Here is a 26,942-nt window from a genome sequence, read left to right on the forward strand (position 1 = left end):
CCCTCACATATGCCCGGCGACGGGCTTGGGATGGTAGGGCGCCTCCATCAAGGCGACGTCCTCATCGCTGAGCTTGACCTCGAGCGCCGCCACCGCATCATCAAACTGATGCAGCTTGGAAATCCCCACGATCGGCGCCGAAATGCCCGGCCGGCTGACAACCCAGGCATAGGCGATCTGCGCCGGCGGCCTGCCATGGCGCTCCGCCACATGCCGCACAGCGGCGACCACCGCGTCGTCCTGCTCCTTGGAGCGGTCATAGAGTGCAGCAGCCGTCTTGTCGGTCTGCGAGCGCGTGGAGGCATCGCCACTGCGGCCCGCCAGCCGCCCGCGCGCCAGGGGGCTCCAGGGGATTACCCCGATCCCCTCGGACCGGCATAGCGGCAGCATTTCGCGCTCTTCCTCGCGATAGATTAGGTTGTAATGCGGCTGCATCGATACGAATGGCGCCCAGCCGTTCGCGCGTTGCAGGCCCAGCGCCTTCATGAATTGCCAGGCATGCATCGAGGAGGCACCCAGATAGCGCACCTTGCCCGCCCGCACCACGTCGTTCAGCGCATCCAGAGTCTCTTCCAGCGGCGTATCATAGTCGAAACGGTGCAACTGATAGAGATCGATATAGTCGGTTCCAAGCCGCTTGAGGCTGCCATCCACCGCCTCGAAAACATGCTTGCGCGATAGTCCGCGATCGTTGGGATCTGCGCTCATCGGATTATAGAGCTTGGTCGCCAGCACCAGTTTGTGGCGCGGCATGGGGGCCAGCACGCGGCCTACCACCTCCTCGCTCGCGCCCAGCGAATACATGTCCGCCAGGTCGAAAAAGTTGATGCCCAGCGCCACGGCCTTTTCGATGATCGGCCGGGAGGTGTCTTCGTTTAACACCCATGGCGCCCAATCGGGTGAGCCGAACGTCATGCAACCCAGCGCCAGTCGCGAAATTTTCAGGCCCGTCCGGCCAAGGTTGATATAGTCCATTAGTACACCTTCTAGAGCTGACCATTCGCCTGCTGGCCGCATTTTCGTATGATTTGCCAGCCACATCAGCGCATTCGTCGATAGTGAAGCGCTTGCAAGGAATATTTCTGCACAGATTTTCGGCGAATGCAAACTGTGTACAAAAAACTCCCAGACCCTATTGCGCTCAGGAAATGCGGTGTTACGCTTGGTGTGTACTGAACTGGTAGAACACATGTTCCCCATAGACGCATCCAGCATTGATAAGTCGCTGCCCGTTCCCGTGGGCACGCAATTACATGGCCTGCTGAGCTACACGCTGGCCTTTGGCGACATGGTCTATGGCACCAGATTGCCCTCGGTGCGCCAGCTCGCCGCCGAACTGGGCATTGCGCCCATGACGGTCAGCCAGGTCTATCAACAGCTGCGCGATGCCGGCCTGATCGAGATGCGCCAGGGCCTGGGCGCCTTCACGGCGCGCGATCCGGGCCAGAGCGTGGATGAGCGGCAGCCAATCAATGCGCTGCGCGGCGATATCGAGGCCATTGTCGGCCGGGCCGAGGCGCTGGGCGTCTCCACCATGGAGCTGGTCTCCATGATCAATGCCCAGGCTCAGTTGCGCCGCCCCTCGGTCGGGCTTTCCATGGTTTTCGTCTGTATCTTCGAGGGGCCGGGCCGCGACTATGTCGAGCAGATCCGCCCTGCGCTCGGCGCCAATGACAGCATGCAACTGGTAACGCTGGATAGCCTGCGCCAGCCCGGCGCCGAACGCGATGCCTGCCGCCGTGCCGATCTGGTGATCACCTTCCTGCACCGCGAGGCCGAAGTGCGCGGCCTGGCCGGGATCGACCATGTGCTCGGCCTGCGTTTCATTCCGTCCCAGCGCACGCGGCAAAACCTGGCCGGGCTCGATCCGCGCACGCGTGTCGCCGCGGTGACGCACTTCCAGGAATACATCGCCATCATGCGCCCCAGTGTGCGCGAATTTGCCCCGCACGTCTCCGATATCCGGGTCACCTGGTCATCGGCGCCCGATCTCAAGGAGATCATCGCCGGGTGCGACGCGGTGATCTACGCCTCGGGCGCCGACCATGTGGCCGATCTGGTGCGCCCCAACGTGCGCTGTTTCGAATATCGCCACGCGCCTGATCCGGGGGCGCTGGAAAATACGCTCGCCCCGCATCTAGCCGAACTCCGGCAGCGGCGGATCGCCCGGGAGCCGGAGAATCAGGCCGCTGCCCTCGAGGGAATGGCGCCAGCCTGACGCTGCTTCCGCACACTTCATGCAAAGGGAAAACAGGGAAATGAAGAGCTTTCTTTTGACCACCAGCGCCATCGTGGCGCTCAGCTTCATGCCGGCGCAAATCGCCATGGCGCAGGATGCCCAGACCGTCGTCGTGGGCACCGATGTCGATGCCGGCACGCTCGACCCGCGCCTCACCCGCGACACCACCGCTTCGCGCACGGCCGACCTGATTTATGCGGGCCTGGTCCACATCACCCCGACGCTGGAGCCGGTGCCGGACCTGGCCGAAAGCTGGGAAAATCCAGATCCGCAGACCTTCATCTTCAAGCTGCGCCCCGACCTCAAGTTCTCCGATGGCAGCCCGCTGACCGCCGATGACGTGGTGTTCACCTATACCAGTCTGATCGATCCCGATTTCAACGCCCCCGCCCGCGCGCTCTATACCCCGATCAGTGCCGTCGAGGCCGTCGATCCGCAGACAGTCAAATTCACCCTCAGCGCCCCCTATGCGCCGCTGCTGAGCTATATGGATGTCGGCATCGTGCCCAAGGCGCTGGTCGAAGGCGGCGCCGATCTGGCGCTCAATCCAGTTGGCGCCGGTCCGATGAAGCTGGTGTCGTGGAACCGCGGCAGCGAAATTGCCCTCGAGGCCAATGCCAATTACTGGCGCGGCGCGCCGGAAATCGAAAACGTCACCATCAAGATCATCGGCGACAATTCGGCCCGCGCCCAGGCCTTCGAAGCCGGCGATCTCGACGTCATCCAGTCCCCGCTCTCTCCGCAGGATATCGAGCGCCTCAAGGCCGATGACCGTTTCGGCAATGTCATCACCGCCGGCCTTGGCGTGAACTATCTCAACTTCAACACCAAGGACCCGCTGCTGTCCGACCCCAAAATGCGCCAGGCCTTCGCCATGCTGGTGGATCAGGACACCATCGTCAACGACATCTACCAGGGCGTCGATCAGGTCGCGCATTCGATCATCCTGCCCTCGTCCTGGGCCTATTCCGACACGATCGCACAGCCGACCTTCAACATCGAAGGCGCCGTCGCCCTGTTCAACGAACTGGGCTGGACCGACAGCAATGGCGATGGCGTGCTCGACAAGGACGGTGCCGATCTCGCCGTGACGCTCGCGACCCACAGCGAAGACCCCAATCGCGTCCAGACCGTGGAATATATGCAGGCCATCTTTGAATCGGCCGGCGTCAAGGCGACCGCGCAGATTTCCGATTGGCCATCCTTCTCGACGAATTACGTGCAGAAGAGCATGCACCAGATCGCGCTGCTCGGCTGGCTCAATATCGTCGATCCCGATCGGCTGATGTTCGCCCAGCTCACCACCGGCGGCTCGACCAATTGGGGCGGCTATTCCAACCCCGAAGTCGATGCCCTCCTGCAGGACGGCCGCTCGACGCTCGACCAGGCCGAACGCGCCACGGATTACCAGGCCGCCGCCACTATCCTGGCGCAGGATCTGCCCTATTACATCGTCTCGGCCCAAGGCTACCAGATGTTCTATTCCAAGGACATTCCGGTGAGCGTGCAGGCTACCCCGCGCGGCAATCTGCGCGGCCTTATCGGTTTCACCGATTGATTCCTGACCACTGCGGCCGGCATCCCCCGCGGTGCCGGCCGGCTTTTTTCCAGGTTTATGAGACGATAGATGGCGTTCCACCAGGTCCTCGGACACGACTATTATGCCAAGGTTCACGCCGATATCCGCAAGCGCATGGCCGCTGCGGGCATCGATCTGCTGCTGCTCGATTCCAATGACGACGTGATCTATACGACCGGCTTTTCGCACTACACCACCGAGCGCCCGGTGGTCTTTGCCATCAGCCATGACGGCGCCTGGCTCCTGCTGCCCAAGCTCGAAGAGAGCCATGCGGCCCACCAGAATATCGCGGCCGAACCCATCGTCTATTTCGAATTCCCCGGCGTGGACCGGCCCTTCGACGTACTCGGGCGCGCCTTCCCCGACATGAGCGGCGTCGTCGCCTATAGCCACGCCATTTCGCTCGCGCGCGTCAGCCAGATCGAGGCTGCTTTCCCCAATGCCAGCCGCGTCGTACCGGCCAATATCGTCCAGCAGATGCGGCTGATCAAATATCCCGAGGAAATCGTGCTGCACCGCGAGGCTGCGCGGATTTCCGACGAGATGGTGGTGGCCGGCGTCGGCCTGATTGCCGATGCCATGGCCTCGGGCGGCACGCTGCCCAGCGAAATCGAAATCGAATCCTTCGTCTCTCGCCACGCCATGAAGATCATGCATGAAGAACACGCCGATCTGATGCTGGTGCAGGGGCTGGCCAGTGGCCTGGTCTATTCCGGCGCCCGCTCGGCCTTCCCCCATGGCATGCCGACCGGCAATCCCGTCAAGCGCGGCGAGAGCATCATTCTCTCGCTCGGTTGCCGCGTTGGTGGCCGCGCCGCCGAAAGCGAACGTACCCTGTTCATCGGCGAACCCAACAAAATCCAGCTCGATCATTACGCGGTCGCCTACGAGGCCCAGCGCATGGCAACCGCGGCGCTGATCGCCGGCCACACCTGCGCCTCCGCCGACAATCTGGCCCTCGCTTTCATCCGCGATAGCGGCATGAGCGATTATCTGCTGCATCGCGTCGGTCATGGCATGGGCGTCATGTTCCACGAGGCGCCATGGGTGGAGGCGGGCGACGAGACCATTCTCGAGCCCGGCATGATCACCTCGAGCGAGCCGGCAATCTTCGTGCCCGGCTTTGCCGGCTACCGCATTGCCGACACCGTGCTGATCACCGCCGAAGGCCCCGACAGCATGACCCATTACCCCCGCAAGATCGACGACGTCGTCATCGGCTCGACCTCATGATCGCCTATATCGTCCGCCGGCTATTGCTGCTCATCCCCATGGCCATTGGCATGGTCGTGGTGACATTCGGCCTGTTGCTGCTCATCCCCGGCGACCCGGCCGCGGTCCTCCTCGGACAGGACGCGACGCCCGAAGCCATCCTCAATCTGCGCAATGCGCTGGGCCTCAACGATCCCTGGTATGTCCGCCTCTGGGACTATTTCGCCGCGCTGCTCCGTGGCGACATGGGTACCTCGATCTTCCAGAACCAGCCCGTCGCCGAAATCATCGCCGGCCGGCTCGGCGCGACCATCGAATTGGCCGTGGTGTCGCTGCTGCTCGCCACGCTGATCGGGCTGACGCTCGGGGTATTGGCCGCCATCCGCCAGGGCTCGTTCATCGATACGGCCACCATGCTCTTCGCCCAGCTCGGCGTCTCCATGCCGGTCTATTGGCTGGGCCTGCTGCTTATGCTGCTCTTTGCCGTGCAACTCGGCTGGCTCCCGGCCATCGGCCGCGGCGTGCCGCTGCATGAAGCCTTGTTCGCCGCGCTCACCGGTCGTCCGCAGGTGCTGTGGGATTCGGTCAGCCATATCGCCCTGCCGGCACTGGCGCTGGCCGCCAATTCGGCCGCCATCATCTCCCGGCTGGTGCGCGCCTCCATGCTCGAAGTGCTGCGCGAGGATTTCGTACGCACCGCCTATGCCAAGGGCTTGCGCAAGGGCAGGGTGGTCGTCCGCCACGCCCTGCGCAATGCCCTGCTGCCCGTGCTCAGCGTCATCGGCCTGCGCTTTGGCGCCCTGCTGGGCGGCGCGGTGCTGACCGAATCCATCTTTGCCTGGCCGGGCCTGGGCCAGCTCACCATCGCGGCCATTTCGCAGCGCGACCTGCCGCTCATTCAGGGCATCGTGCTGACCTTCGCCATCGTCTTCGCGCTGGTCAATCTGGTGGTCGATCTCCTCTATGCCGCGGTCGATCCGCGCATCCGCCTCGGGTGACCTCCATGCGATTGCCAAAAGCCTTCCAGAATACCTCGCTCATGGTCGGGGCCGCGATTTCCCTCGCCATCATCCTCTGCGCCATTTTCGCGCCCTATGTGGCCACCCATGGCGTCGAGCAGATGGACATGCGCAACCGCTTTGCCCTGCCCAATGCCGGGCACCTGTTGGGCACCGATAATTTCGGCCGTGATCTGTGGTCGCGCATGGTGTTCGGGGCCCGCATCTCGCTGACCATCGCCATCATCTCGGTGGTCTGCTCGGCTGTCGTCGGCACCGTTGTTGGCCTCGTCGCCGGCTATTTCGGCGGCTGGGTCGACCAGCTCCTGATGCGCATCACCGACATCTTCCTCGGCTTCCCCGCTATCGTTCTGGCGCTGGCCATCGTCGCGGTACTCGGCCCCGGCGTGCTCAACGTATCCTTCGCCATCATCGTCGTGGCCTGGACCGAATATGCCCGCGTCGTCCGCTCGACGACCCTGGTGCTGCGCGAACAAAACTACGTGCAGGCCGCCCGCGCGCTGGGCGCCAGCCCCATCCGCATCATCTTCAAGGAAATCCTGCCCAACGCCCTGGGCCCGATCATCGTGCTCGCCTCGCTGGGCCTCGGCACCGCCATCATCTCCGAATCCGCGCTGAGCTTTCTCGGCTTCGGCCTGCCGCCGCCTACGCCCACCTGGGGCTGGACGCTCTCCTACGGCACCAAATTCATGCGTGACGCGCCGTGGCTCTCCATCATTTCGGGCGCGACCATCATGGTCACCGTGCTCGGTTTCAACCTCCTGGGCGATGGGCTCAGGGACGTTCTCGATCCTCGCCAGCTGTCGCGTGGCGGGGCCAAGACCAAGTAACTAAAGGAATAATCGAATGGTAAAGTCCATCAACCAGCTTCGTCCCAAGTTCACCACCAATGCCGATGGCAGCGATGCCGTATTGTTCGTGCACGAGCTGGTGGGCGAAGAAGATGGCCCCACCATCGGCATCTCGGCCTCGATCCATGGCAATGAGAATACCGGCTCGCAGGCAATTCTCGAACTCTACCGCATCCTCAAGGACATACCCCTCAAGGGCCGCATCCTGCTGCTGCCGGTCGCCAATCCGTCCGCCTTCGCGGTCAATGAGCGCTTTGCCACCATCGACAAGGTCGATCTCAATCGACAATTCCCCGGCAGCCCCAAGGGCACCTATAGCCAGCAGCTCGCCCATGCGCTGACCGAGCATTATTTCAACGTCATCGACATGCATATCGACCTGCATAGCGGCACCGATCGCCCCACCGTCGACTACGTCTATATCTGGAACGACGAGCAGCTTTCCCGCGCCTTCGGCTCCAAGCTCCTCTACCGCCCGGTCGAGAACAAGCAGGGCACCGTCTTTGGCGGCACCACCAAATCCGTCACCCTCGACAAGCGCAATATCCCGGTCTCGGTCATCGAACTGGGCGGCGGCATTCTGGACCAGACCCCCTATATCAAGCGCACTGTCGATGGCGTGCTCAATATGCTGCGCACTAAGGGCGTCATCCCTGGCACGCCGTGGGACAATCCCAAGCAGATCGTGGTCAACGAACTGGCCGGCATCCGCCCCAGCCAGGGCGGTTGGCTTGAGCCGCTTTGCCCCGCCAATGGCGAGGTCATCAAGGCCGGGCAGCTGCTGGGCCGCGTCGTCAGCCCCTACAATTTCGAGGTGCTCGAAGAGATCGCCACCCCGTTCGCCAATGGCGTGATGATCATGCAGCACCTCACGCGCAACCTCGTTCAGAGTGGTGATTACGGCTTCATGGTGGGCAATCTCGAAGGCGCCACCGACTGATCAGGAGTTAGCATCGCATTCGATTCTGTGATGCTCAAGCCAAGGAAACGACAACGATGAGTGTCCTCCCACACGCTTCCCAGGCGCCTGTGCTCCAAGTCATGGATCTCGACATCGAGATCCGTGGCGCCAATGGATCATTCGCTGTCGTTTCCGACATGAACCTTTCGGTGCGGGCAGGGGAGACCCTCTGCATCGTGGGGGAGAGCGGCTGCGGCAAGTCGATGACTGCCCTCGCTTTGCTGCGCCTCTTGCCGGAGGCGGCCAAGGTCGCCTCCGGCAAGATTCTGATCGATGGCGTGGATTTCCTCGCCATGAACCAGCGCCAGGTCGAGGACTTTCGCGGCGAGCAGATCGCCATGATCTTCCAGGAGCCGCTCACCGCGCTCAATCCGGTACTCAAGATCGGCGAACAGATCGCCGAAGCCGTGCGCCAGCATCGCAAGTGCAACCATAAACAGGCCCGCGCCCGCGCCATCGAAGCCCTGCAACTGGTGCAGATGCCCGATCCCGAACGCCGCGCCGGGCAATATCCGCACGAACTGTCCGGCGGCATGCGCCAGCGCGCCATGATTGCATTGGCTTTGTCCTGCGACCCCAAGATCATCATTGCCGACGAGCCGACCACCGCGCTCGACGTGACCATTCAGGCCCAGATTCTGGGCCTGATCTCGGACCTGCAAAAGCGCCTCGGCACCGCGCAAATCCTCATCACCCACGATCTGGGCGTGGTGTCGGAAGTCGCCGACCGGGTCATCGTCATGTATGCCGGCCGCAAGGTCGAGGAAGCCAGTATCTACGATCTCTTCGACCGTCCCTTCCATCCCTACACAATCGGGCTGATGGGCGCCGTGCCGCGTGCCGGCGCGTCAAGCGAAGCCGGTGATCGGCTGGCCGATATCTCCGGCACGGTGCCGCCCCTTTGGGATCTGCCCAGGGGCTGCGCCTTTGCCCCGCGCTGCCCCAATGCCTCGGCGCGCTGCCTTTCCGAGCGCCCGCCATTCGAAGAAAAACGCCCCGGTCACTGGGCCGCCTGCTGGGAGCACGACGATGCAGCCTGATCAAACGCCCTTGCTCAGCGTCGATAATCTGCAAGTCCATTTCCCCGTAAGGGCCGGCGTCTTGCAGCGCCAGGTCGGTGCGGTCAAAGCCGTCGATGGCGTCAGCTTCACCTTGGCGCGCGGCGAAACGCTCAGCCTTGTGGGCGAAAGCGGCTGCGGCAAATCCACCACCGGCCTTGCGCTGATGGGCCTCGTCAAACCGACCGGCGGGCAGGTCAATTTCGACGGCCAGGAAATCCGCAGCTTCAATCGCGCCGCGCTCAAATCCTATCGCCGCCGCATGCAGATCGTGTTTCAGGACCCGTTCTCGTCCCTCAATCCGCGCCAGCGCGTCCGTGACATCATCCGCGCCCCGCTCGACATCCACAATGTCGGCACCAAGGCCGAACGCACGGAACGCGTTGCCGAATTGATGCAGCGCGTCGGCCTGCGCCCCGATCAGGCCGACAATTTCGCCCACCAATTTTCCGGCGGCCAGCGCCAGCGCATCGGCATCGCCCGGGCTCTCGCGCTCAATCCCGATATCATCGTTTGCGACGAGCCGGTCTCGGCGCTCGACGTGTCCGTGCAGGCGCAAATCCTCAACCTGCTGAGTGATTTGCAGCGCGATCTGGGCGTGTCCTATCTGGCGGTCTCGCATGATCTGGGCGTGGTGGAATATATCTCCCACCGCGTCGCGGTCATGTATCTGGGCCGCATTGTCGAGATCGCCCCCAAGACCAAGATTTTCGCCAATCCGGCCCATCCCTATACCGAGCTATTGATGCGCTCGGCGCCCTCGCACGACCCGCGCAAGCGCCACCAATTCAGCGCCACCAATGACGATATCCCCAGCGCCACCCGCAAACCCTCCGGCTGCGCCTTCCACACCCGCTGCCCGCTGGCGACGGATGTGTGCAAGACAGTGGATCCGCAATTGAGTGCCCGCGACGAAGGCCGTTTCGTCGCCTGCCATCACAGATAGGTCATGCTATGGGCACGCTCAGGGCAGTGCCATCTCATATGAAACCGGCGCGTCGGTTCTATCGTCCCTCACCCGCCGGCTTCGCCGTCGACCTCTCCCCTGAGGGGCGAGGTGAGACCCCCGCCATTTGCGATAGCCCTTTCCTCAGTAGAGGGGGCTTGCCGAGATCAATATTCCGAGGATTGTCATGACCAATAGCTATCTTTTCACCGGCGGCCGCGTCCTCGACGTTGAAGCAGGCACCCTGCGTGACGGCCTCGACGTGCTGGTCACGGGCGACCGCATCGCCGCCGTCGGCACGAGTCTCACCGTCCCCTCCAATACCACCGAAATCCCGCTGGGCGGCCGCACGATCATGCCCGGCCTGATCGATTGCCACGTCCATGTCGTGGCCGAAACGCTCGACCTCTGGGCTAATATGACCGCCCCGTCCTCGCTCGCCGCCCTGCGCGCCGCCGGCGTGATGAACGACGCCCTGCGCCGTGGCTTCACCACCCTGCGTGATCTGGGCGGTGCCGATCACGGCCTGGTGCGCGCGGTCAATGAGGGCCTGATCCCCGGTCCGCGCCTCGTCATCTGCGGCAAGGGTCTGACCACGACCGGCGGCCATGCCGATCTGCGCTCCCGCACCGATAACCGGCCCGGCATATTCTCGGACCGGCTGGGCTCGATGGGCCTCATTGTCGATGGCGTCGACAATGTCCGCGCCGCCTGCCGCACCATGATCAAGGAGGGCGCCAATTTCATCAAGGTCATGGCCAATGGCGGCGTGTCCTCGCCCAATGACCCGATCCATTCCATCCAATATTCGCGCGAGGAAATCCTCGCCATGGTGGAAGAGGCCGACAATGCCGGGCTCTATGTTTCGGCCCATGTCTATACCGACAAAGCCATTCGCCGCTGCGTCGAGCTGGGCGTGCATTCGCTCGAACATTGCAACCTGATCGAACCCGAAACCGCCAGGCTCGCGGCCGAAAAAGGCTGCATCGCCGTGCCCACGCTCGTCGCCTATGACGCGCTGGCGCTCGAAGGCGAAGCGCTCGGTCTCGGCGCCGCCGAATTCGCCAAGATCGAGGTGGTCCGCAGCGGCGGCCTGCGCTCACTGCAAGTCATGCGCGACGCCGGCCTGCCCATGGCCTTCGGCTCCGACCTTTTGGGCCAGCTCCGCAAATATCACTGCATGGAATTCGAAATCCTCGCCAAGGTACTCACCCCAGCCGAAATCATCCGCTCCGCTACCATAATCGGCGCAAAGCTCTGCCGCCTCGAAGGCGAAGCCGGTATCATCGCCCCCGGCGCCTCCGCGGATCTCCTGGTCATCAACGGCAATCCCCTCAGCGACATCGGTCTGCTGCAAGGCGATGGCGCGCATATGTCCGCCATCATGGCGCGTGGCACCTTCGCCAAGAACCACCTGCTATAGGCCAATCCACAGGGCTCACCTCGCCCCTCAGGGGAGAGGTCGACGGCGCAGCCGGCGGGTGAGGGGTGCGATGCTGCAACAAAGTGAAATGTCCCGGCATCGCACCCCTCACCCTGGCCCTCTCCCCTGAGGGGCGAGGGGACGAAAGAGCCTCTGCATCGGTCCATATTCGATTGCCCCGATTGCCCGCCGGGTCATCCCGGCGCAGGCCGGAATCCATGCTGAAGGTCATCCTCACCACCCAGATTGAGGAGCGGTGACAGCAAGCAACCACGCCGTGCTAGCTTTCAGCACCCAATCAGGAGTCGCCCATGCTCTTCGGACTATTCATCCTGCTCGCCTGCCAACTCGCCGGCGAGATCATCGCGCGGAGCCTGGGCCTGCCCATTCCCGGTCCGGTCATCGGCATAGTCCTGCTCTTCGCCCTGCTCGCCCTCCAGGGCTGGCGCCAGGGCGCCGCCTCCGCCGAAACCGGCCCCGTCGCAAAATCCGCTGATGGCCTCCTCGCCAATCTGGGTCTGGTCTTCATTCCCGCCGGCGTCGGCATTTCCCAGAATTACCAATTGGTCTTCGACAATGGCCTGGCCCTCGTCGCCGCGCTGGTCATTTCGACCGTGCTGACGCTGATCGTCACCGTCGCCATCTTCCGCTTCGTCAGCCGCCTGCTTCCCGGCAAGGAGGCACAGCCATGACCACCAATTTCGACCTCTGGGTCTATCTCGCCGCCAGCCCCTTGCTCTGGCTCACGCTCACCATCGGCACCTTCCTCGCCGCCCAATGGATCGCCAAGCGCAGCTTCTACCACCCCGTGGTCAATCCGGTGCTGATCACCATCGTCGTGGTCGTCCTCGTCCTGCGCCTGACCGGCACCAGTTACGACACCTATTTCGACGGCGCCCAGTTCATCCACTTCATCCTTGGCCCGGCAACCGTGGCCCTCGCCATCCCCCTCTACCGCAGCCGCCAATTGGTCAAAGCCAAAGCCCTGCCGATCCTCGCCTCCCTTGCCATCGGCGCCCCCTTCGCCATGCTCTCGGCCACCGGTATCGCCATAGTGCTCGGCGGCGCCCCCGCCATCGTGCTGGCGCTGGTCCCCAAATCGGTCACTGCGGGCATTGCGGTGGGTATTGCCGGCCAGATCGGGGGCGAACCGGCCCTCACCGCGGTCCTCGTCATCGCCACCGGCATATTGGGCGCGGTCGTGGTCACCCCCCTCATGAACGCCCTGAAAATCACCGACTATGCCGCAAGAGGCTTCGCCGCCGGCCTCACCTCGCACGGCATCGGCACCGCCCGCGCCTTCCAGGTCAATTCCGTCGCTGGAACCTTCGCCGGCCTCGCCATGGCCCTGAACGGCCTCGCCACAGCCTTTCTCGCCCCACTGATCTTCGGCTTTTTCAGCTAGGCCAGCGGCCTTGCCAGACCGCCCAATCGACGTATGCTCACGCACCATTTCTGACTGGACATTCCATGACCTACAGCGCCGCTTCCGGCCGTTACGAAACCATGCAATATCGCCATGCCGGCCGCTCGGGGCTCAAGCTCCCCGTCATCAGCCTGGGCCTGTGGCAGAACTTCGGCGGCACGCGCGACTATCCCTCCGCCTTCGAAATCCTGGGCGCCGCCTTCGATGCCGGCATCACCCATTTCGATCTTGCCAACAATTACGGCCCCCCTCCCGGCTCGGCCGAGGAGCTGTTCGGCCTGGTCATGGCCCGCGATTTCCGCCCCTATCGCGATGAAATCATCGTCTCGTCCAAGGCCGGCTACAATATGTGGGAGGGCCCCTATGGCGAATGGGGCAGCCGCAAGAACCTGATCGCCAGCTGCGACCAGAGCCTGAAACGCCTGGGCCTCGACTACCTCGATATCTTTTATTCCCACCGCTTCGATCCCAATACGCCACTGGAAGAAACCATGGGCGCGCTCGCCCATATCGTGGCCCAGGGCAAGGCGCTCTATGTCGGCATTTCCAACTATCCGGTCGAGGAAACCCGCCAGGCCCATGCCATCCTCAAATCCCTGGGCGTCCCCTGCATGCTGCACCAGCCCAGCTATTCCATGCTCAACCGCTGGATCGAGAACGACAGCACCATCGACGCCTGTGGCGAGCTGGGCATCGGCATGATCGCCTTCTCGCCGCTGGCGCAGGGCATTCTCTCGGGCAAATACAATACCGGCGACACCGATGGCGCCCGCGGCACCAGCAATAATCCCTTCCTCAAGGCCGCCAATATACGGCCCGAAACGCTTGAGGCCGTGGGCAAGCTCGCCGCCATCGCCAAGGCCCGCGGCCAGAGCCTGCCCCAACTCGCGCTGGCCTGGGTGCTGCGCCGCAAGGAGATGACCTCGGCATTGATCGGCGTGCGCACATTGGCCCAGCTGCATGACAATCTGGGCGCCCTGCAGCAGCTCGATTTCTCCCCCGAGGAACTGGCCGCCATCGAAGCCGCAACCGCGGGCGGGATGATGGACGGCAAGCCGCGCTGGAGCTGATCGGATACTTATCCTGCCAATAGCTGCAACCAACCCCGATTTCCCGTGGACGTAATCCCCGTGGAATGGCAGAAAACTATTCCCGCCCAGCGCGATCGTCTGCGCTTGCACAGCACCTCAAAAACAATCGGGCACCAATCCGCCCACTGGGAGAAAAGTCTATGACTGGGAACGGTTTTCTTGTCCTTGTCGTCTTGGTCATATTGATCGCCGGCATCGTTTGGTATCTGCGCGGCCGCAACCGCAATGGCGTCAACCTGCCGGCCGCCATGGGCACCAATCCGGCCATTCCCGCTGCCGTGTCGCAGGGCAGCCTGCCGGTCATGAAAACGCCCAAGGCCATGGGCTGGCAGCCCGGCCACAAGCCCTCCGTTGCCAAGGGCCTGGCGGTTACGGCCTTTGCCACCAAGCTGATCCACCCCCGCTGGATTTATGTCCTGCCCAATGGCGATGTGCTGGTCGCCGAATCCGCGTCCTTGCCGCAGCAGGTCAAGGGCGTGGTCGATTGGTTCCGCAATCGCGTCATGCGGCGGGTTGGCGCGCTGGAAATCAACGCCAACCGCATCACGCTGCTGCGCGACACCAATGGCGACGGCGTGCCGGAAATCCGCGAGATTTTTCTTGAGAACCTGAGCCAGCCCTTCGGCATGGCCCTGGTGGGCGACACTTTCTATGTCGGCAACACCGATGGCGTGGTGGCCTTCCCTTATGTGGAGGGCGAAACCCGCATCACCGCGCCGGGCCGCAAGCTGCTCGATCTCAAGCCCGGCGGCCACTGGACGCGCAGCCTGCTCGCCAGCCCCGATGGCACCAAGTTGTTCATCGGCGTCGGCTCGCAGAGCAACATCGCCGAAAACGGCATGGAAGAAGAGGAAAACCGCGCCGCCATCCACGAACTGGACCTGGTGACCGGCCAGAGCCGCATCTTCGCCTCGGGCTTGCGCAACCCCGTCGGCATGGCCTTCGAGCCAACCACCGGCATTCTGCATACCGTGGTCAATGAACGCGACGGCATCGGCGACGAAACCCCGCCCGATTACCTCACCTCCGTCAAGGATGGCGGCTTTTACGGCTGGCCCTATTGCTATTGGGGGCAGACCGTCGACGACCGCGTACCGCAGGACCCGGCCCTCGTTGCCAAGGCCCTTACGCCAGACTATGCGCTGGGCGGCCACACCGCCTCGCTGGGCCTCTGCTGGGTGCCGGCCGGCACGCTGCCGGGCATTCCCGAGGGCATGGCCATCGGCCAGCACGGCTCCTGGAACCGCAGCATCCTCAGCGGCTACAAGGTCATTCTCGTGCCCTTCGTCGATGGCCGCCCGACCGGCAATCCCGTCGAATTGCTCAGCGGCTTCCTCGCGCCAGACGAAAAGACCTCCTATGGCCGCCCGGTCGGTGTCACCCTTGGCGCCGATGGCAGCCTGCTGGTTGCCGACGACGTCGGCGACGTCGTCTGGCGGCTAACCGGCGTCTGAGGGTAGGGGCCTTGCCCCAATAGCCTCCCACCATCTCCCTCGGGCTCGACCCACTGCTGTCCAGAAATCTTAACCGGACAGCAGTGGGTCAAGCCCCAGGAAGCGAGCGTGGTCATGGCTGGCCAGTGCCCACCACTCCCCCACTTCCAAACCCGGCGAATTTGCGGCCGCGTTACGGCGCGGAATTATTTTTTGCTTCCGATAACAAATCAATCGATATGTTTCGCTGTTTGAAAGAACATGGCGTGGCATGTTGTCAGTATCAAATGTGACATCGTTAGTTGATCTATCAAGAAGTGGCGTCGGGTTTCTTCTTTAAACTGGCAAGTATTGGTCGATTTGACAGGGTGTGACTGCATCCCTATGGTTCGTCCATCACATAAATCCAGGAGACGACCTGATGATATTGAAATCCGGTGGCATTGCCGCCGCGATCGCATTTGCCCTTTTGTCTGTCGCTAGTGTACCCGCGATCGCCCAGGACAGCGCCGAAGCCGCCTGTGGCACCGACCGCACTATCGACATTGCCGAGATGACCTGGCCCTCTGCGGCCGCCTTGGCTCATATCCACGCAAAAATTCTGGAAACCGGTTTCGAGTGCGATGTCGCCATCGTCACCGGCGATACGGTTCCCACCACCAGTTCCATGGTGACGCGCGGTTCGCCCGCAATTGCGCCCGAGCTGTGGACCAGCACCGTGCAAGACCAATGGGATTCGGCCCTGGCCGAAGGCTCGGTGACCAAGCTGGGCGATGCCATCACCGATGGCACGATCGAGGGCTGGTTCATTCCCCGTTATACCCAGGAAGCTCACCCCGAGATCGTCAGTGCCGAGACCGCGATTGCCAATCCCGGCGTCTTCCCCGATCCCGAGGATTCCAGCAAGGGCCGCCTCTATTCCTGCCCGCCGGGCTGGGGCTGCGAATTGGCCACCTCGGCCCTGTTCGACGCTTATGACATGAGTGGGAATTGGAACCTGTTCTCGCCCGGCTCGGGCGGCGCACTCGATGCCTCCATTGCCCGTGCCTTCACCCGCGAAGAGCCGATCCTGTTCTACTATTGGGGTCCAACCGCCATTCTCGGCAAGTATGACGCCGTGGCGCTCGACATGGGCGAGACCAAGCCCGAGGTTTATGCCTGCAACACCGATCCCGATTGCGACGAGCCGGCCGGCATCACCGCCTATCCGTCTTCGCCCGCAATCGTCGGGGCCGCAGCCTGGATCAGTGAAGAAGCGCCCAATGTGGCTGACTATCTCTCCAAGGTCGGCCTGACCAATGCCGAGATCAGCGAATTGCTGGTCTATGGCGACGAAAACCAGGCCGACGCTGCCGCCACCGCCGAAAACTTCCTCAAGACCAAGGAAGATGTCTGGAGCGCCTGGGTGCCTGCCGATGTCGCCGAAAAGGTGAAGGCGAGCCTCTAAGAGGCGAGCCACCAGCATCGATATGAATTCTGCGGCCGGACGTCAGTCCGGCCGTTTTCCGCGTGATCCCCAAGCGTGCCTCTCCGGCGCCCTTCGGGATCGTGCTGAACAAGTTTGCCCCTTTCGGGCCAGAAGAAAGTGACAAAAATTGTTTCCGCAACTGATTGATACCAAGCCCTTGCGCCGGGCTATCGACGATGGCCTCAATTGGGTCGTGCGCTATTGGGGCGACGGCTTCGAGGCCGCTGCCTATCCGCTGCTCATGCTGCTCAAGGCCATCGAGGACCTGCTGATCGCCACGCCATGGTGGCTCATCGTGGCCATTCTCACCGGCATTGCCTGGCTCGCCTCGCGCAGCTGGAAATTGCCCGCTATCGTGCTGTTCTCGCTGCTGTTTCTGGGTGTTATGGAACTGTGGGAGGACGCCATGACTACCATGGCCCTGATGCTCGCCGCCACCATCACCGCCATTGTCGTGTCGATCCCGGTCGGCGTCTCCATGTCGCGCTCCGCGCGGGTGCGCCAGCTCATCACGCCAGTGCTCGACCTGATGCAGACGCTGCCCAGCTTCGTCTACCTCATCCCCACGGTGATGATTTTCGGCCCCGGCAAAATCCCGGCGCTGATCGCCACCATCGTCTATGCCGCCCCGCCGCTGGTGCGGCTGACCGATCTGGGCCTGCGCTCGGTCGATCCGGCGGTGATGGAGGCCAGCCGCGCCTTTGGCACCAACCCGACCCAGCGCCTGTTCGGGGTGCAAATTCCCTTGGCGCTACCGACCATCCTGGCCGGCATCAACCAGACCACGATGATGGCGCTCTCCATGGTCGTCATTGCCTCGATGATCGGCGCTGGAGGCCTGGGCTATCAGGTCCTGCAGGGCATCGGCCGGCTCGAAGTCAGCCGCGGCCTTTTCGCCGGGCTCGGCATCGTCGCGCTCGCCATCGTCTTCGATCGTATCACCCAGTCTTTCGGCAAACAGCTTCAGGGCCGCATCGGCCTGGCGGAGGCCAAATAAGTGAACGCCATGACATCCATGCAAACGCAAACCACAACCGATCTGGCGATCGCCATGCGCGGCGTCACCAAGATTTTCGGCAGCGACCCGCAGGCCGCGCTCGCGCTGCTGCAGTCAGGCAAGTCCAAGGCCGAGGTGCAGGCGCAAACCGATCACGTCGTCGGCCTCGACAATGTCTCGCTCGATATCGAGCGTGGACAGATTTTTGTGGTCATGGGGCTATCGGGGTCGGGCAAATCCACCCTCATTCGCCATGTGAACCGCCTGATCGAGCCGACAGCGGGTGAAATCGTCGTCGAGGGTAACAGTGTGTTGGCATTAAGCCTCGACGAGCTACGCAAATACCGCCGCACCAAGGTGGCGATGGTGTTCCAGAAATTCGGTCTGCTACCGCACCGTTCGGTCATCGACAATGTCGCTTATGGCCTTGAAGTGCGCGGCGTCGGCCGCGAGGAACGGCTCGAAAAAGCCGCCAAATGGATCGCCACTGTGGGCCTCTCCGGCTACGAAAACAGCCGCACCCGCCAGCTCTCCGGCGGCCAGCAACAACGCGTCGGCCTCGCCCGGGCACTGGCCATGGATACCGATATCATCTTGATGGATGAGGCTTTTTCGGCGCTGGACCCCCTGATCCGCTCGGGCATGCAGGACCAGTTGATCGAGCTGCAACAAAGCCTGAACAAGACCATCCTGTTCATCACGCACGACTTCGACGAAGCCCTCAAAATCGGCAATCGCATTGCCGTTCTGAAAGATGGCGCGGTGCAACAGGTTGGAAAACCTGAGGAAATCGTCCTCAAGCCGGCCAATGCCCATATCGAGGAATTCGTGCGCGAAGTGAACAAGGCCCGCGCCATCTACGTCCGCTCCATCATGGAACGCGGCGACGTCGAGCCCTGCGAATACTCCGTCCCGATGAACGCAAGGTGCGAAGATGTGCTGCCGCTGTTCGCCGAGCATGAATGGGTCGGCGTGCTGAACGATGAGGGCCACCAGATCGGCCGGGTGACGGCCAAGCAGGTGATCATGGCGCTGGCCCGGCATAGCCCCGCTTGACTCAAAGATGACAAAAATACTCGACTTTGTTGTCGAAAACGGGCAATGGGTAACCATGGCGGCAGCGCAAGATGCTGCCGCCGCACTCGAGAGGGTCCCATGCCACATGATTCCGAAAAGCCCGATGCCGCCTTCACCGCCATCCGCGCGGCGCTGATGGCATCCTATTCCGGCACACTGGCAACAACCCGTCTATCACCCCTCGACGCGCTCGAATACCTGGCGGCCGCCATCGGCTCGATCTACCGCGAAGTGGCCAACGCCCATCTCGATCCCGATGGCTGCCCTTGCGGCTGGGAGCCCTGCGACGTGCTCGACATAGTTGCGCTACAGCAGGCAATTGCGGCAAATGCTGCCATTGCCGATGAGGCGGACCCGTTCGACCTGCGCATGCTGGCGCCGGCCGGCCACGGCTGAACCGCCGGACTGAATTGACCTGATCCATGCTGGCTCGTTTTTTCTCTTACTATGCCCCCTATAAGGGGCTGTTTGCGCTCGATTTCGGCTGCGCCATCGTTGCAGGCCTGCTCGAACTGGCCTTCCCCATGGCGGTGGCCTATTTCATCGACCAATTGCTGCCCCGCTCCGAATTCGGCTTCATCCTGATTGCCGGGGCCGCGTTGCTGGCCATCTATATTTTCAATGCCGTGCTGATGGGCGTGGTCAATTATTTCGGCCATATGCTGGGCATCAGCATTGAAACCGACATGCGCCGCCAGGTGTTCGACCACCTGCAAAAGCTCAGCTTCCGCTTCTTCGACAATAACAAGACCGGCCATTTGATCACCCATGTGACCAAGGATCTGGAAGATGTGGGCGAAGTGGCGCATCACGGCCCCGAAGACGTCTTCATCGCCGTCATGACTTTCCTCGGCGCCTTCGCCCTGATGTTCACGGTCAATTGGCAGCTGGCGCTGATCACCACGCTGATCGTGCCGGTCATGACCTGGCTGGTCAGCCGGTACGGCGCCAAGATGACGCAGAACTGGCGAACCCTGTTCCGGCAGGTCGGCGAGTTCAATACCCGTATCGAGGACTCGATCGGCGGCATCCGGGTGGTCAAGGCCTTCGCCAACGAACCACATGAGGCCAATCTCTTCGCTGGCAATAACAGCAATTACCGCAAGACCAAATTGCAGGCCTATGCCTTTATGACGGCCAGCATCACCATCACCTATCTCAGTACGCGCCTGGTGCAGCTTGTCGTCATGCTGGTTGGTGCGTGGCTGGTGGTGCAGGGCGATCTGACCAATGGCGGCTTTGTCAGCTTCCTGCTGCTGGTCAATGTGTTCATGCGCCCGGTCGACAAGATCACCGGTGTTCTGGAAAGCTATCCCAAGGGCATTGCCGGCTTCCGCCGATTCACCACGCTGATCGATACGGAACCGGATATTGCCGACCGGCCCAATGCCAAGGCCGTGCGCAGTCTTAGGGGCGACATTGTCTTTGCCGATGCCGGATTTTCCTACGAGCACGGCCGCAAGGTGCTCGACGGGCTTAACCTGACGATCAAGGCTGGGGAAACCGTGGCCGTGGTCGGCCCATCGGGCGCGGGCAAGACCACGCTCTGCTCGCTGCTGCCGCGTTTTTACGAGCTTGATAGCGGCTCGATCAGCATCGACGGCATGGATATTCGCGACATGACGCAGGCTTCCCTGCGCAGCCAGATCGGCATCGTGCAGCAGGATGTATTTCTGTTCGGCGGCACGATCCGCGAGAACATCGCCTATGGCCAGCTTGGTGCCTCCGACGAGGCGATCTGGGAAGCGGCTACGCGCGCCCGCTTCGATACCGTCATCAAGCGGCTTTCCGATGGGCTGGATACGATGGTAGGCGAACGCGGCGTCAAGCTGTCAGGCGGGCAGAAGCAGCGCGTGGCGATCGCGCGGATTTTCCTCAAGAACCCGCCGATCCTGATCCTGGATGAGGCGACCTCGGCGCTCGATACGGCAACTGAAGTGGCCATCCAGCAATCGCTTGCCGAACTATCCAGGGGCCGCACGACGCTGGTGATCGCCCACCGGCTGGCGACGATCCAGCATGCGGATCGGATTGTGGTGCTCGATGAGACCGGCATTGTCGAGCAGGGGGCGCATGCCGATCTGCTGGCCCGCAAGGGAGCTTACGCGCGGCTGCACGATGCGCAATTCGGGTACTTGCCGGGAGCGTGAGGGAGCGGATCCAATTCCCGCCCCGCACCAGCGAGCCCGAATTCCCAACAAATCCCGATGCACGCAAACGCCCGGTCCGTGGGCCATGCCCATACCTATGCGCCTGGCGGCCATCGGCTACGCGGCGGACCTGCCCTAAACCTGCCCCAAACTTTACCGACATATCACGACAACGCGAGCAACCCTTGCCGTCAACGGATCGTTAAGGGTTCGTCGCGGCTCACCGGGAGCCATGCGGTACCTGCATGGCGCCCATGCGTCAACTTTTCCGGCTATCCGGCGTTCGAATTAAGCCGGAAACCATGCAATACAACACCGAACGGGTAGTGTTTTCTTGAAGCGTCACATCAACAGTCTGCCGAATCGCCGCGATGTCCTTTTCGGGATAGGCGCAGTCGCCCTCTTGTCGACCACAGCGCTCAGCACCAAAGCCTTCGCACAGGCCGAACTGCCCGACCAATTTGCTTTCGATTTCGACTCCTTCAGCGCTCGCATGAAGGATTTGGCGGCCAGCCCATTCCAGCCGGTGACGTTCCAATTGCCCGAGGGGCTGCAGGGCCTCGATTATGACGCCCATATGCGCATCCAGTTCCGGCCCGACCACGGTGTGTGGGCCAAGGAAAACCTGGGTTATCAGGTGCAGGCCTTCCATATGGGCTGGCTGTTCAAGGAGCCGGTCAAGCTCTACGAGCTTATGGATGGCCAAGCCAAGCTCGTGACCTTCACGGCCGCCGATTTTGACTATCATGACGCCGAAACCGCAGCGCGTGTCGCCACCGTGGGCGAATTCCCCGGTGTCGCCGGCATACGTCTCAATTATCCGCTCAATATTGCCGACAAGTATGACGAGCTTGCGACATTCCTGGGCGCCAGCTATTTCCGGGCGCTGGGCCGCAACAATGTCTATGGCCAGAGCGCCCGCGGCATTGTGCTGAATTCCTGGCTGGATGTGCCAGAAGAGTTCCCGGTCTTTTCCGAATTCTACGTCGAAAAGCCCGCCTCGGCCGATGTGCCGATGACGCTTTACGCTGCCATGGAAGGCCCCAGCGTGACGGGCGCCTATCGTTTCGTGATCTCCCCGCCGCATGGTGAGCAGCAGGAAACCATCATGGACGTGACGGCGCGGCTCAATTTCCGCAGCGATGTCAAGGAGCTGGGCGTCGCCCCGCTGACCTCGATGTTCCTGTTCGGCGATGCCAATCGCGGTAGCTTCGACGATTACCGCCCCCAGGTGCACGACACCAATGGCCTGCTGATCGAGCGAGAAAATGGGGAAGTGATGTGGCGGGCGCTCAACAACGCGACGACGCTGGGCAATTCCTATCTTTGGGAAGCCAATCCCAAGGCATATGGCCTCTACCAGCGCGGCCGTGACTTCGAGACCTATCAGGATGCCGGCGCCCATTATGAACGCCGCCCTTCGCTGCGCGTGGAGCCTACCAATAGCTGGGGGCAGGGGCATGTGCGGCTGATCGAAATTCCGGCGCGCTTCGAAGCGGACGACAATATCGGCGCCTTCTGGGTACCGGAAGCCCCTGTAAAAGCTGGGGATGAACGGGAATTTAGTTATCGTCTTGTGTGGGGTGACCTTAATCCCGACAAGAATTCGAGTTTGGCTTACGTGGCCGAGACGCGTGCAGGGCAGGGTGGTGTATCCGGGGTGGAGAACGCCGCCAACCTGCGCAAATTCGTGGTCGACTTTGTCGGCGGTGAATTGTCGGGCCTTTCAGCTGAAACGCCGCCAGATGTGGTGGCAACGGTCGCGGGTGGCGTAGCGCAACATACTGCGCTCTCGCGCATTGATGCCAACGGTGCATGGCGTCTGGTCTTCGATGTGGAGACTGACGGCACGACACCGCTGGAACTGAGGGCCTATCTGGTGGGGTTAGGCCGTCAACTTACTGAAACCTGGCTCTACCAGTGGAGACCCACGGCATGAAACACTCGAGCGAATTTCTCTACGCCATCGCCCTACCCGATGCACCCCTAGCTATGCCCAAGCAGCACCTGGAGCGGCAAAAGTCGTTGATGGACGTTGTCCGCAACGCCTTTCTGGTCTTGTCCTGGCGCTGATGCGCCAGCTTTTTTGTCTGCAATTTTTGACTGATTGAGACCAATGACCCGGCCGATCCTGATACGGTCCCTAACGCTGCTGGTAGCCGTCACGCTCAGTGCAGCGGGGGGATATCTCTTTCTCCGTTTTACCGGGGAAGGGGGGCTGACGGCGCTCGATATCGTGCGCGCCATCCTCGTCACCTTCACCAGCTTCTGGCTGGTATGGGGCGCGGCGGCGGCTGTGCTGGGTGTATTTGCGCCGGCGCGAAAGCCCGATTTCGATCCCAGGGAAAAGCCCGAGGGGCTGACCGCCATTCTGGTGCCGATCTATAACGAAGATCCGGTTGCGACCTTTTCGCGTATCGCGGCGATGAACCGGAGCCTGGTGGCGCTGGATATCGCCGACCGCTTCCACATTGCCGTGCTGTCGGACACTACCGTGCTGGAGACGGCGGCGCAGGAAGTCGTGTGGTTCGAGCATCTGCTGCGCGAGCCGATGAGCGCAGGCCGCATTTTCTATCGCCGCCGCGAAAAGAATACCGGCCGCAAGGCCGGCAATATCGAGGATTTCATCGCCCGCTCGGGCGGCGCCTATGACTATGCGCTGATCCTGGATGCCGATAGCCTGATGGAAGGCGCAACCATTGGCGAGATGGCGCGCCGCATGGATGCAGATGACCAATTGGGCCTGCTGCAGACCGTACCGCAGGTGATCAATGCCGCAACGGTATTCGGCCGGTCCATGCAGTTTTCCGCCTGCTACATGTCGCCGTCCTTCGCGCGGGGCGCCGCCCTAATGCAGGGCAGTGAGGGCCCCTATTGGGGGCACAATGCCATCGTGCGCGTCTCGGCCTTTGCCGCTTCGTGCGGGCTGCCGGTGCTGTCGGGCAAGCCGCCTTATGGCGGGCATATCCTGAGCCATGACTATGTCGAGGCGGCTTTGCTGTCGCGCGCTGGCTGGAAGGTCAAGGTCGATCCCGAACTGGGGGGCTCCTTCGAGGAAGGTCCGGAAAACCTGATCGAATATGCCAAGCGCGACCGCCGCTGGTGCCAGGGCAATCTGCAGCACCGCCGGCTGATCGCGGCGCCGGGCCTCAAATTCTGGAGCCGGTTCACATTCGTGCAGGGCATCATGGCCTATATGGCCTCGCCTCTGTGGCTGACGCTGCTGTTCACCAGCGTGCTGGCCGCTCTGTTCCCCGACCAGCGCTCGGCCTTTACCGGATTCGGCGTGGAACATCCCGTGCCGATCTGGGCGCTGGGCCTGGGTGTCGCTGCGGTATTGGTGATGCCAAAGCTGATGATTCTGGTGCGCGGGGCCATCGATGGCCGCAATCGGCGGTTTGGCGGCACCCATATCGTGCTGCTCTCGATCATTACCGAAATTGCGTTTTCCACGGTGCTGGCGCCGGTCATGCTGATGCTGCAGAGCCGCGCGGTAATGCAGGTGCTGCTCGGCCTCGATGGCGGCTGGCCGCCGACGCGGCGCGGTCAGAACTGGATCAGCATCAACGACGCCTTCCAGGCCAGTTGGTGGATCGTACTGACAGGCGTGCTGGCGCTCGGCTCGACAGCAATCTTCGCGCCATCGGTGGCCCTGTGGCTGGCCCCGGCCGCCCTGCCGGCAATCTTTGCGCCGCTATTGATCTCGATGAGTTCGCACCCCTCGCCCGCCAAGCGGCCGCTCTATTTCCGCACCGATAGCGAAATTGCGCCGACGCCGGTGATGGCCGAGCACCAGGCCATTATGGCCGGCTGGACCATCCAGGGTAATCCAAGCGACGTCGCGGTCGCCAGGTCGGCCGAACATGTCGCTGCCTGAAGCCGTTCCCTTCCGCGCCGCTGGGCTGCTGGGTCCGAGCTGGGTGCGCGCGATCTGGGCGCCCATTGCGGGCGACAAAGCCGCGCCGCAGTCTGGCCGCGATGAGCGGCTGGACATGTTCCGTGGGCTGGCGCTGCTGATGATCTTCATCAACCACGTGCCCGGCACCTTCTACGAGGGCCTGACCAGCCGCAATTTCGGCTTTTCCGATGCGGCCGAGGCCTTCGTGTTCTTGTCCGGCATGGCCTCGGGCCTGGCCTATTCCAGCCGCTTCCGCACCGGCTCGCTCTGGGCGGCCACCGCCAAGGTGTGGGCACGGGCGCGCCAGCTCTATTTCGTTCACATCACCATCACCATCCTGAGCCTTGCCATCTTTGCGGCGGCCGCCAAATGGCTCGGGCTGGGCGAATTGCTGGCCAAGAACAATATCGCCCCGCTGTTTCAACAGCCGCTGAGCACGATGGTGGGCATTCCTTTGCTGACCCATCAATTGGGTTATCTGAATATCCTGCCGCTCTACATGACGCTGCTGCTGGTAACGCCGCTGCTGATCATGGTCGGGTTGCGCTGGCCCGTGCCACTGGCGCTGGCGTCGGTGCTGCTCTGGGCCATCGCCGGCGAGTTCCGCCTCAACTTCCCGAACTTTCCCAATGAGGGCGGCTGGTTTTTCAACCCGTTCTCCTGGCAGCTGGTTTTTGTACTTGGGCTGCTTTCAGGCATGGCGATGAAGGTGGGCAAGCGGTTCATTCCCTATCAGCCGGTACTGTTTGGCCTGGCCGCGGCCATCCTGGTGTTTACCCTGGTCTGGATGAAGGTGCCGCCCATCGGCAAGGCACTGAACGGCACCATGGGCTGGTTCGGCAGCATGGGTGCGCCATTCTACCTGATCTGGTTCGACAAGACCTTCCTGACGCTGCCGCGACTGCTGCATGCGCTGGCGCTATTCTACGTGCTGGGGCACCTGCCAGTCATGCGGACCATCGCCCAGTCGCGGATAGCGGCGCCGTTCCGGCTGATGGGGCGGCAGGGACTGGCCGTGTTCGCGGCCGGCACCGTGCTGAGCATGGCGCTGCAGGTGGTCAAGGCGCCGATGGATGCGCATCCGCTGTGGGATGGGCTGCTGCTCGGCGGGGGTATAGCGCTGCTGGTGGCGCTGGCCTGGGTTTTGACCAAGACGGCGGAGCTGTCGCGGGCGAAGGCGGCTTAGCTATAACCCGTCCCGACCGCGAAATCGGCGCTGATAATCCGGGTCGTAGAGCGCGCTTTCGCGGAAATCGTCGGCGCCCAGTGTGCGGCCGACAAAGATGATGGCTGTGCGCTCGACCGGGTCGGCGGCGAATTTGGCTTGGATCGTGCCCAAAATACCGCGAATGATCTTCTCATTGGGCCAGCTCGCATGGGCGACAATGGCCACGGGGCAATCGGCGCCATAAAGCGGCGTCAACTCCGCCACCACCCGATCCAGCGCATGAATGGCCAGATGAATGGCGAGCGTCGCCCCAGTGGCGCCGAAGGCGGCGAGCGTTTCGCCCTCGGGCATGGGCGAAGCGCGGCCGGAGACGCGGGTGAGCACCAGGCTCTGAGCTTGGGCGGGAATGGTGAGTTCGCGGCCCAGAGTGGCAGCAGCAGCGGCAAAGGCGGGCACGCCAGGAGTCAGCGTATAGGGAATGCCGAGACGGTCCAGCCGGCGCATCTGTTCAGCGACGGCGCTCCACACGGAAAGATCGCCCGAATGCAGCCGCGCCACGTCCTGCCCGGCGGCATGAGCGGCCCGGTATTCGGCTTCGATTTCATCGAGCGAGAGCGGCGCGGTGTCCACCAGGCGCGCGCCGGGTGCGCACCAGGCCAGCATCTCAGGCGGCACGATGGAGCCGGCATAGAGGCAAACCGGACAGCGGGCGAGCAGATCGCGGCCACGCACGGTGATGAGATCGGCCGCGCCGGGGCCGGCGCCGATGAAGTGGATGGTCATGGGGACACCTGGGTCAGCGCAAGCGGAGAGAACCCCTCACCCTGATCATTCTGCTGAACGCAGAATGATCTGTCCCTCTCCCTCAAGGGGCGAGGGAGGGCCCGGTGCATGCAGTGGGCTCGGAGTCCCCCTTCTCCCCTTGAGGGAGAAGGTGCCCGAAGGG

24 protein-coding genes are annotated in these 26,942 nt (G+C 62.7%); 22 read left to right on the forward strand and 2 right to left on the reverse strand.

Annotation, left to right across the window (positions count from 1 at the left end):
* Window positions 1-3: 3 nt before the first annotated feature.
* A complete protein-coding gene (locus FF80_RS02510) occupies window positions 4-975 on the reverse strand; it encodes an aldo/keto reductase (protein WP_035097309.1) in 972 nt (323 codons plus the stop codon).
* Window positions 976-1,189: 214 nt separating this feature from the next.
* Here FF80_RS02510 and FF80_RS02515 point away from each other — a divergent pair, with 214 nt between their 5' ends.
* The 22 genes from FF80_RS02515 to FF80_RS02615 all read left to right on the forward strand — a co-directional run bounded on the left by FF80_RS02515 (window position 1,190) and on the right by FF80_RS02615 (window position 26,014).
* The gene (locus FF80_RS02515; protein WP_052153095.1) at window positions 1,190-2,218 is read left to right on the forward strand and encodes a GntR family transcriptional regulator; all 1,029 of its coding nucleotides are present in this window, start codon (window positions 1,190-1,192) and stop codon (window positions 2,216-2,218) included.
* Between the two features lie 40 nt (window positions 2,219-2,258).
* On the forward strand, window positions 2,259-3,797 hold the full coding sequence (locus tag FF80_RS02520; protein ID WP_035097310.1) for an ABC transporter substrate-binding protein: 1,539 nt from the start codon (window positions 2,259-2,261) through the stop codon (window positions 3,795-3,797).
* 69 nt (window positions 3,798-3,866) lie between these two features.
* Window positions 3,867-5,051: a Xaa-Pro peptidase family protein gene (locus tag FF80_RS02525; protein WP_035097311.1), complete on the forward strand. Its 1,185-nt coding sequence runs from the start codon at window positions 3,867-3,869 to the stop codon at window positions 5,049-5,051.
* Window positions 5,048-6,028, forward strand: coding sequence for an ABC transporter permease (locus FF80_RS02530; protein ID WP_035097313.1), 981 nt, complete (start codon window positions 5,048-5,050; stop codon window positions 6,026-6,028). Before FF80_RS02525 ends, FF80_RS02530 begins: the two co-directional genes overlap by 4 nt.
* A gap of 5 nt (window positions 6,029-6,033) precedes the next feature.
* Window positions 6,034-6,879 carry an ABC transporter permease gene (locus FF80_RS02535; protein ID WP_035097314.1) on the forward strand — a complete coding sequence of 282 codons (846 nt, stop codon included), beginning with the start codon at window positions 6,034-6,036 and terminating at the stop codon, window positions 6,877-6,879.
* A gap of 16 nt (window positions 6,880-6,895) precedes the next feature.
* Window positions 6,896-7,840, forward strand: a complete 945-nt coding sequence (locus FF80_RS02540) for a succinylglutamate desuccinylase/aspartoacylase family protein (RefSeq protein WP_035097316.1) — start codon at window positions 6,896-6,898, stop codon at window positions 7,838-7,840.
* A 56-nt stretch (window positions 7,841-7,896) separates the two neighbouring features.
* Entirely contained in the window at window positions 7,897-8,901 is a 1,005-nt protein-coding gene (locus FF80_RS02545) for an ABC transporter ATP-binding protein (RefSeq protein ID WP_035097317.1), read from the forward strand.
* Window positions 8,891-9,865, forward strand: a complete 975-nt coding sequence (locus FF80_RS02550; protein WP_035097318.1) for an oligopeptide/dipeptide ABC transporter ATP-binding protein — start codon at window positions 8,891-8,893, stop codon at window positions 9,863-9,865. The genes FF80_RS02545 and FF80_RS02550 overlap by 11 nt, the downstream gene beginning before the upstream one ends.
* 187 nt (window positions 9,866-10,052) lie before the next feature.
* Entirely contained in the window at window positions 10,053-11,288 is a 1,236-nt protein-coding gene (locus tag FF80_RS02555) for an amidohydrolase family protein (protein ID WP_035097320.1), read from the forward strand.
* 311 nt (window positions 11,289-11,599) lie between these two features.
* Complete coding sequence (locus tag FF80_RS02560) at window positions 11,600-11,980, forward strand: CidA/LrgA family protein (protein ID WP_035097321.1); 381 nt, start codon at window positions 11,600-11,602, stop codon at window positions 11,978-11,980.
* On the forward strand, window positions 11,977-12,693 hold the full coding sequence (locus FF80_RS02565) for an LrgB family protein (RefSeq protein WP_035097322.1): 717 nt from the start codon (window positions 11,977-11,979) through the stop codon (window positions 12,691-12,693). The genes FF80_RS02560 and FF80_RS02565 overlap by 4 nt, the downstream gene beginning before the upstream one ends.
* Window positions 12,694-12,758: 65 nt before the next feature.
* The gene (locus FF80_RS02570) at window positions 12,759-13,784 is read left to right on the forward strand and encodes an aldo/keto reductase (RefSeq protein WP_035097324.1); all 1,026 of its coding nucleotides are present in this window, start codon (window positions 12,759-12,761) and stop codon (window positions 13,782-13,784) included.
* Window positions 13,785-13,945: 161 nt separating this feature from the next.
* Window positions 13,946-15,259, forward strand: coding sequence for a sorbosone dehydrogenase family protein (locus tag FF80_RS02575; protein ID WP_035097325.1), 1,314 nt, complete (start codon window positions 13,946-13,948; stop codon window positions 15,257-15,259).
* Window positions 15,260-15,659: 400 nt separating this feature from the next.
* Complete coding sequence (locus tag FF80_RS02580; protein ID WP_035097326.1) at window positions 15,660-16,685, forward strand: glycine betaine ABC transporter substrate-binding protein; 1,026 nt, start codon at window positions 15,660-15,662, stop codon at window positions 16,683-16,685.
* Between the two features lie 148 nt (window positions 16,686-16,833).
* A complete protein-coding gene (locus tag FF80_RS02585; protein WP_035097327.1) occupies window positions 16,834-17,703 on the forward strand; it encodes a proline/glycine betaine ABC transporter permease in 870 nt (289 codons plus the stop codon).
* 9 nt (window positions 17,704-17,712) lie between these two features.
* Entirely contained in the window at window positions 17,713-18,759 is a 1,047-nt protein-coding gene (locus FF80_RS02590) for a betaine/proline/choline family ABC transporter ATP-binding protein (RefSeq protein ID WP_052153105.1), read from the forward strand.
* A gap of 99 nt (window positions 18,760-18,858) precedes the next feature.
* Window positions 18,859-19,176 (forward strand): hypothetical protein, encoded by a 318-nt coding sequence (locus tag FF80_RS02595; protein ID WP_052153096.1) that lies wholly within the window; start codon window positions 18,859-18,861, stop codon window positions 19,174-19,176.
* A gap of 26 nt (window positions 19,177-19,202) precedes the next feature.
* On the forward strand, window positions 19,203-20,930 hold the full coding sequence (locus FF80_RS02600; RefSeq protein WP_035097329.1) for an ABC transporter ATP-binding protein: 1,728 nt from the start codon (window positions 19,203-19,205) through the stop codon (window positions 20,928-20,930).
* Between the two features lie 403 nt (window positions 20,931-21,333).
* Complete coding sequence (locus FF80_RS02605; RefSeq protein ID WP_244445686.1) at window positions 21,334-22,869, forward strand: glucan biosynthesis protein G; 1,536 nt, start codon at window positions 21,334-21,336, stop codon at window positions 22,867-22,869.
* Window positions 22,866-23,003 (forward strand): hypothetical protein, encoded by a 138-nt coding sequence (locus tag FF80_RS21790; RefSeq protein WP_160172780.1) that lies wholly within the window; start codon window positions 22,866-22,868, stop codon window positions 23,001-23,003. Before FF80_RS02605 ends, FF80_RS21790 begins: the two co-directional genes overlap by 4 nt.
* A 43-nt stretch (window positions 23,004-23,046) precedes the next feature.
* A complete protein-coding gene (gene mdoH / locus FF80_RS02610; RefSeq protein ID WP_035097331.1) occupies window positions 23,047-24,807 on the forward strand; it encodes a glucans biosynthesis glucosyltransferase MdoH in 1,761 nt (586 codons plus the stop codon).
* A complete protein-coding gene (locus tag FF80_RS02615) occupies window positions 24,794-26,014 on the forward strand; it encodes an OpgC domain-containing protein (protein ID WP_052153097.1) in 1,221 nt (406 codons plus the stop codon). Before mdoH ends, FF80_RS02615 begins: the two co-directional genes overlap by 14 nt.
* On the opposite strand, the gene cobM is transcribed toward FF80_RS02615, so the two are convergent.
* Window positions 26,015-26,779, reverse strand: coding sequence for a precorrin-4 C(11)-methyltransferase (gene cobM / locus FF80_RS02620; RefSeq protein WP_035097332.1), 765 nt, complete (start codon window positions 26,777-26,779; stop codon window positions 26,015-26,017).
* Window positions 26,780-26,942 lie beyond the last annotated feature (163 nt).

Source organism: Devosia sp. LC5, assembly GCF_000735585.1.
GTDB lineage: Bacteria > Pseudomonadota > Alphaproteobacteria > Rhizobiales > Devosiaceae > Devosia.